This window comes from Sphingobium sp., assembly GCF_041987595.1.
Lineage (GTDB): Bacteria > Pseudomonadota > Alphaproteobacteria > Sphingomonadales > Sphingomonadaceae > Sphingobium.
In genome coordinates this window covers 1-6,905 of the sequence record NZ_JBHIWJ010000153.1, presented here as the reverse complement: position 1 = coordinate 6,905, position 6,905 = coordinate 1, and the positions used below count along the sequence as shown (strand labels likewise).

Here is a 6,905-nt window from a genome sequence, read left to right as displayed (position 1 = left end):
GATGGCTTCGTGTTGTTCCTGGGCACGCTGTTCGCGCCGGTGCAGGACCGCGACGAGCCGGGCCGCGGCTTTACCCATAAGGTGGGTGATATCGTCGCCATCTCTACGCCGCGCCTGGGCAGGCTGGTGAACCCGGTCGTGACGTCCAGGGACGCCGCGCCCTGGACCTACGGTCTGACGGCCCTGATGACCAATCTTGCCGGGCGTGGCCTGCTCTCGGCCAAATCCGAGGAACTGACTGCATGAGCCGCGCCATCTACCCGAGTTTGAACGGCAAGCGCGTCTTCATCAGCGGCGGCGGCAGCGGCATTGGCGAAGGGCTGGTCGAGGCCTTTGCGGCGCAGGGTGCGAAAGTCGCCTTTTGCGACATTGCCGACGCCGAAAGCCGCGCCTTGGCCGAACGGCTGAAGGACGCCCCCCATGCCCCCTCTTTCCACCATTGCGACTTGCGCGACATAGAGGCCGTGCAGGCGATGATGGCGACGGTGGAAACGGAGTTGGGCGGGATCGACATCCTGATCAACAACGCCGCCAATGACGACCGGCACGGCATCGAAGATGTCACTCCGGCCTATTGGGACGAGCGAATGGCGGTAAATCTGCGCCATCTCTTCTTTGCGGCGCAGGCCGTGGTTCCGGCGATGAAACGCGCAGGCGGCGGCGTGATCCTCAATTTCGGGTCGATCAGCTGGCATCTCGCCCTGCCAGATCTGGTGCTGTATCAGACCGCCAAGGCCGCGATCGAGGGTCTTACCCGCAGTCTCGCCCGTGACCTTGGGCGCGAGAATATCCGCGTGAACACCATCATTCCGGGCAATGTAAAGACGCTGCGTCAGGAAAAATGGTACACGCCGGAGGGCGAGGCGGAAATCGTCGCGGCGCAGTGCCTGGATGGACGGATTGCGCCCGCAGACGTCGCCGCGCTGGCGATGTTCCTGGCCTCGGACGACGCGCGCATGTGCACGGCGCATGATTATTTCATCGATGCGGGCTGGCGCTGAAACCATGATGGAACCGCGCAGCGTGCTTTCCGTCGGAGCCACTCTGGGTGAAGGCCCCGTCTGGGTCGCCCACGACGAGGCGCTGTGGTTCGTCGACATCAAGGAAAGACATGTCCACCGGTTCGATCCGGCCGCGGGCCTCGCGCACCGATGGGACGCTCCGGGCCAGGTGGGATGGATATTGCCCACGGATAACGGCCTTTTCGCTGCCGGTTTGCAGACCGGCATCCATCGGTTCAATCCGGCGAAGGAAACCTTTACCCTGCTGCATGCGCCCGAGGCGGATCGCCCCGGCAACAGGCTGAACGACGCGACGGTCGACCCGGCGGGCGGATTGTGGTTCGGGTCGATGGATGATGATGAGGTCGCGGATAGCGGCCGCTTCTACCGGCTGCACAAGGGCGTCCTGACTGAAAGCGGCTTGCCTGCGGTATCGATCACCAACGGCCCTGCCCTCTCGCCCGATGGATCGCTGCTCTATCACACCGACACCTTGGGCAGAAGGATCTGGCAGACCCGCATCGCGAACGACGGCACATTGAGCGCGACCACCCTGTTTGCGGAGATAGAGGATGGGGCGGGTTATCCCGATGGCCCGACCGTGGATGCGGAAGGATGTCTTTGGACCGGCCTTTTCGGCGGCTGGGCAGTGCGGCGCTACGATCCTTCGGGCAAGCTGATGACGGAAGTGCGCTTCCCCGTCGCGAACGTCACCAAGATCGCCTTTGGCGGACCCGATCTGACCGTCGCCTATGCCACGACGGCGCGTAAGGGCTTGACGGACCGGCAACTTGTCGAGCAGCCATTGGCAGGCAATCTTTTTGCTTTCGATCCCGGCGTGCGCGGGCAAGCAGGATATATGGCGGCGATCTAGAAATATCAGAAATATAAGCAGGAAGGATAAGGAATGTCCGAAGGGAGTGCCGAGAAGGTCAACATGGCCTTCATCGCCGCGATCGTCGCCGTGGCGACCATCGGCGGGTTCATGTTCGGCTATGACAGCGGCGTCATCAACGGCACGCAAAAGGGGCTGGAAGCCGCCTTCGACCTCGGCAAGCTGGGCATCGGCGTCAATGTCGGCGCGATCCTGGTAGGCTCGTCCATCGGCGCCTTCCTCGCCGGACGCATGGCGGACCTGGTCGGGCGGCGCGGCGTGATGATGCTGGCGGCCATACTGTTTCTGGTGAGCGCATTGCTGGCCGGAGCCGCCGGATCTTCCGCCATTTTCATCATCGCCCGCATTATCGGCGGACTGGGCGTTGGCGCGGCGAGCGTCATTTCCCCCGTCTATATTTCCGAAGTGACCCCGGCGGCGGTGCGCGGGCGCCTTTCCAGCGTGCAGCAGGTGATGATCATTTCCGGTCTGACCGGAGCCTTCGTCGCGAACTTCGTGCTGGCCCGCTATGCGGGCGGATCGACGGCCGAATTGTGGCTGGGCTTCCCGGCCTGGCGCTGGATGTTCTGGTTGCAGGCGCTTCCCGCCGCCGTCTATTTCGTTGCGTTGCTGGTCATCCCGGAAAGCCCGCGCTACCTCGTCGCTCGTGGTCGGGAAGAGCAGGCGCAGGCCGTGCTGACCCGCCTGTTCGGCGAAGAGGCCGCGGCGCGCAAGGTCGTCGAAATCCGCGCCAGCCTTGCTGCCGACCATCATCGCCCGAAGCTCAGCGATCTGATCGACAAGGTGAGCGGCAAGGTGCGCCCGATCGTCTGGACCGGCATTGGCCTTGCCGTTTTCCAACAGCTCGTCGGCATCAACGTCGTCTTCTATTATGGCGCGACCCTGTGGGAAGCGGTCGGCTTTTCCGAAGATAATGCGCTTCAGATCAACATCCTCTCTGGCGCTCTTTCCATCGGCGCCTGCCTCGGCACGATCGCGCTGGTCGACAGGATCGGCCGCAAGCCGCTGCTGCTGATCGGATCGGCAGGCATGGCAGTGACGCTGGCGACTGTGGCCTACGCCTTCTCCACCGCCGTCACCGGCGCTGGCGGCGGTGTGGAGCTGCCCGGCCATAATGGCCTGATCGCCCTCATCGCAGCCAATCTCTACGTGATCTTCTTCAACATGAGCTGGGGTCCGATCATGTGGGTGATGCTGGGCGAAATGTTCCCCAACCAGATCCGGGGATCGGGCCTGGCCGTGTCGGGCTTTGCCCAGTGGATCGCCAATGCTGCGATTTCCGTAAGCTTCCCGGCGCTGGCCGTGTCGCCGGGGCTGGCGATCACCTATACCGGCTATGCCGTCTTTGCCGCGATCTCCTTCTTCTTCGTGCGCGCGCTGGTGCATGAGACCAAGGGTCGCGAGCTTGAGGACATGGTCGGCTGAACGAGCTTGTCATCCTGAAGGCGGGTGCGGTGGAAGCCGCGCTCGCTCCGGCTGCAGGAGGATCGCTGGCGGCCCTGCGGCTGGACGGCGTCGATCTGCTGCGGCGCGCACCGCCGGGCAGCACCGATCCGCTGGCGATGGCGAGCTTTCCGCTGGTGCCCTATGCCAACCGGATTGCCGAAGGGCGATTTCGGTTCGGCGGCCGGGATTTCCGTCTGCCGCTCAATTTCGGGGATCACCCCCACAGCATTCACGGTTTGGGCTGGACGGCGCCATGGACCGTTGAGGCGGTAGCGCAGGACAGCGTGCAGCTGACGCATCGACATGACGGCGGCGATGGCTGGCCCTGGGCTTATCAGGCGGAGCAGCATATCGCCGTGACCCCTGACGCGCTCGACATGGTGCTGACCGTTCGCAATGTCAGCGAGGAAACCATGCCGGTAGGGCTTGGCTTTCACCCATATTTTCAGGCCGACGCAGCAACGCGCTTGCAGTTCGATGCCGCGAGCCTCTGGCTCTCGACGCCCGACATGTTGCCCAATCGGGAGGTCGCCGCCGATACGCTTGGTAACTGGCCGGAGGGCGAGCCCGTGATGGGGGACAGCCTGATCGACAATGTCTATGGGGGATGGAGCGGATCGGCCACCATGGTCCGGGGCGACGGGGCGCGGCTGGTGCTGACGGCCAGCGGAGCGCCCTGGCTGCATGTCTACCGCCCGCCCCATTCTTACGACTTCTGCCTCGAACCCGTCAGCCACATGCCTGACGCGATCAACCGGCCGCAAGGGATGGATCTGCTCGAACCGGGAGGGTCCAGAACGCTTTCCATGCGCATCGCCATCGACAAATCCGATCAGACGCTTCCGAAGCCAAGCAAAATCGCCTAAGCTGTGTCGTTCAACAGCTAAAGGAGCGTTGATGCAATTTCTGCGGACTGCCTGGTGGGTCGTGATCGCCGTTGCCGCCGCCTTGTTCTTCAAGGCGAATAACCGGCCCGTCGACATCAAGATCTGGGGCGACATCGTCTGGAGCACCAAGATCTGGTTTCCGATGCTGCTCGCTTATCTGCTGGGTGCGCTTCCCTTCTGGATCATGGCGCGGGCGACCCGCTGGCGGATGAAGCGCAAGCTGGAAAACACCGAACGGGCGCTGGTCGCTGCGACCGCCCAACCCTCCCCTCCCGTCTCTTCCTCTCCCGCCGCCGACGCTCCGGCGGTTCCTTCCCTTTCCACCGCAGGACCAGCATGACCAGCCCGATCTACGTTGCCATCGACACGCCCGACCTGCGCAAGGCCCAGGATCTAGCGCAACAGGTGCGCCATCATGTGGGCGGGCTGAAGCTGGGCCTCGAGTTTTTCTGCGCCCATGGCCATCATGGCGTGCACGAGATGATGAAGTTCGGGTTGCCGATATTCCTCGACCTGAAGCTGCACGATATCCCCAACACCGTCGCCAAGGCAGTGCAGGCTCTGCATGTGCTGGAACCGGCGATTCTGACCGTTCATGCGGCGGGCGGGCGCGCCATGCTGGAAGATGCGAAGGCCGCAGCAGGCATCAACACCAAGGTGATTGCCGTGACGGTGCTGACCAGTCTGGACAATGGCGACCTGCTCGACATCGGCGTGGGCGGGAAGGCGGAGGATCAGGTGGCGCGGCTGGCCGATCTGGCGCGCAGCGCGGGCCTCGACGGGATCGTCTGTTCGGGCGAGGAAGTGGGGCTGGCGAAGAAGGCCTGGCCGGACGGATTCTTTGTCGTGCCCGGCGTGCGGCCTGCCGGCGGGACGATGGGCGACCAGAAGCGGGCGGTGACGCCGCGCGAGGCGCTGGATCGCGGCGCATCGATCCTGGTGGTAGGACGGCCGATCAGCCTGGCGGACAAGCCCGAAATCGCGGCGCGGGAGATTGAGGCGACACTGTAATCCGACAGGATCCGGGCGACATGCCTTCCTGATGGAAACCATATGCCGGCCAATTTCGGTCCCGGATGCGGCAAGGGCGGTCAGACGCCCTTTTCATCATTATCCGTCGCGAAGAAAATTTGGATGACCTCACGCGCCAGTCGCGCCGGGCGGAGCGTCGATGAGTCGAGGCAGCACCAGCTCGACTTGACTTCGGCAAGCACTTCCTCACCGCGGCGGATCACCGTTTCATAAAAGGCGCGGGCGCCCTGCACCTTTTGCAGCAGCACGGTCGCAATCACATCGTCGTTCGGGAAAGTGGGCTTGCGGTAGGTGATCTCATGCCTGACCGCGACCCAGAGGTGCCGGGCGACCGCTTCGGACGGGGCGAGTGCCCGCCAATGATCCAGAACCGCTGCCTGCACCCATTTCAGATAGCTGGCATTGTTGACATGACCCATGAAGTCAATGTCTTCCGGATCGATGCCGACCGGATAGCGATGGGGAATCGCGTGGCGCACCCCAAGGCCATAGCAGTTCTCTATGGCCGCAGACAGGGACATGCGGCGGGCCGTGAGGGCAACGCGGTTTCCTCAAGCCGCCGCGACGTCCGACCGCTAGAAAGCCGGATGGAGGGAACCGGCTCAAGCCGGTCCCCTGCCCCGTCAGAAACGCCAGCCCAGGCTTGCCACCACCTGATGCCGGTCGGTGTCGATACCGAATTCGTCGCTGGTGGTGCCATTGGCGAAGTCGATATGCGCATCCTCATATTTGGAGTAGCGATATTCGATCTTGGCGAAGGTGTTGGCGTTGATCGCCCGTTCCACGCCCGCACCGATGCGCCAGCCGTCGAGCTTGAAATTGGTGTCGGTTTCCTGATTGGTGTCGCCTGCCAGCACGTCGAGCTTCGTGTTGGTATAGCCCCCCTTCACATAGATCAGCGTCTGCGGATTGGCGAGGATGCCTGCGCGGGCGCCGACATAGAGGTCGCGGCCCTGCTTGACCCGGCCGAAACCGAACTGGTCGGTGAAGTCGTTGCGGCTGCTCTTGGCGGTGGAGTCGGTGAACTCGCCTTCCACGCCGACCACCGCGCTGCCAAGGTTCACGTCATAACCCACACCAACGCCATAGAGCAGACCGTCGATCGACTGGTCGTCGCGATCATTGTCATTGTCGACGCTGCTGCCCGCGCCGGTGTGGTCGTAGCCGAGGATCGCCTCGACGCGCGGGCCGGTGAAGGTCGGGCCGGCGTCCTGCGCCAGAGCGGGGCTGGCCACCGCGCTGCCTGCCAGAAGGGTTGCGACCAAGATCTTGCGCATTCATTGAACTCCCATTCTTCTTGTCTTCCCCTGGAAGGGGGAAGAGGCAGAAGTCATGAGCGGCCGAGGGGTTTCATGAACCTCAGATAAACGATTGATAATGTGGCATTAATGTCACGATAACAGCTCGGCGCGACCGGCTTTCGAAGGCTGGTCGCGGTGAACCGATCAGCATTCCACCACGTTGACGGCCAGACCGCCGAGCGAGGTTTCCTTATATCGGCTGGCCATGTCCTCGCCGGTCTGGCGCATGGTTTCGATGACGGCGTCGAGGCTGACGATATGACGGCCATCGCCCTGCAGGGCGAGATAGGCGGCGTTGATCGCCTTCACCGCGCCCATGGTGTTGCGCTCGATGCAGGGGATC

Annotated in this window: 9 protein-coding genes and 1 pseudogene; 7 read left to right on the top strand and 3 right to left on the bottom strand. The window is 63.5% G+C overall.

Annotation, left to right across the window (positions count from 1 at the left end):
- From ACFC3J_RS21600 to pyrF, 7 genes and pseudogenes are all read left to right on the top strand, one after another.
- Positions 1–246 (top strand): annotated as a pseudogene (locus ACFC3J_RS21600) (fumarylacetoacetate hydrolase); the annotation flags it as partial.
- Entirely contained in the window at positions 243–1,001 is a 759-nt protein-coding gene (locus ACFC3J_RS21595; protein ID WP_375198027.1) for an SDR family NAD(P)-dependent oxidoreductase, read from the top strand. The pseudogene ACFC3J_RS21600 and the gene ACFC3J_RS21595, both read left to right, overlap by 4 nt.
- A 4-nt stretch (positions 1,002–1,005) precedes the next feature.
- The gene (locus ACFC3J_RS21590; RefSeq protein ID WP_375198026.1) at positions 1,006–1,875 is read left to right on the top strand and encodes an SMP-30/gluconolactonase/LRE family protein; all 870 of its coding nucleotides are present in this window, start codon (positions 1,006–1,008) and stop codon (positions 1,873–1,875) included.
- 33 nt (positions 1,876–1,908) lie between these two features.
- Positions 1,909–3,321 carry a sugar porter family MFS transporter gene (locus ACFC3J_RS21585; RefSeq protein WP_375198025.1) on the top strand — a complete coding sequence of 471 codons (1,413 nt, stop codon included), beginning with the start codon at positions 1,909–1,911 and terminating at the stop codon, positions 3,319–3,321.
- Positions 3,318–4,208 (top strand): aldose 1-epimerase, encoded by an 891-nt coding sequence (locus tag ACFC3J_RS21580; protein WP_375198029.1) that lies wholly within the window; start codon positions 3,318–3,320, stop codon positions 4,206–4,208. The genes ACFC3J_RS21585 and ACFC3J_RS21580 overlap by 4 nt, the downstream gene beginning before the upstream one ends.
- 31 nt (positions 4,209–4,239) lie before the next feature.
- Positions 4,240–4,569, top strand: a complete 330-nt coding sequence (locus ACFC3J_RS21575; protein WP_375198024.1) for a hypothetical protein — start codon at positions 4,240–4,242, stop codon at positions 4,567–4,569.
- Positions 4,566–5,240 carry an orotidine-5'-phosphate decarboxylase gene (gene pyrF, locus ACFC3J_RS21570; protein ID WP_375198023.1) on the top strand — a complete coding sequence of 225 codons (675 nt, stop codon included), beginning with the start codon at positions 4,566–4,568 and terminating at the stop codon, positions 5,238–5,240. Before ACFC3J_RS21575 ends, pyrF begins: the two co-directional genes overlap by 4 nt.
- A gap of 80 nt (positions 5,241–5,320) precedes the next feature.
- On the opposite strand, the gene ACFC3J_RS21565 is transcribed toward pyrF, so the two are convergent.
- From ACFC3J_RS21565 to ACFC3J_RS21555, 3 genes are all read right to left on the bottom strand, one after another.
- Positions 5,321–5,740 carry an acyl-CoA thioesterase gene (locus tag ACFC3J_RS21565; protein WP_375198028.1) on the bottom strand — a complete coding sequence of 140 codons (420 nt, stop codon included), beginning with the start codon at positions 5,738–5,740 and terminating at the stop codon, positions 5,321–5,323.
- A gap of 144 nt (positions 5,741–5,884) precedes the next feature.
- Positions 5,885–6,538: an outer membrane protein gene (locus ACFC3J_RS21560; protein ID WP_375198022.1), complete on the bottom strand. Its 654-nt coding sequence runs from the start codon at positions 6,536–6,538 to the stop codon at positions 5,885–5,887.
- Positions 6,539–6,706: 168 nt separating this feature from the next.
- On the bottom strand, positions 6,707–6,905 hold a 199-nt coding region (locus tag ACFC3J_RS21555), incomplete at its 5' end, for an L-serine ammonia-lyase, iron-sulfur-dependent, subunit alpha (protein WP_375198021.1).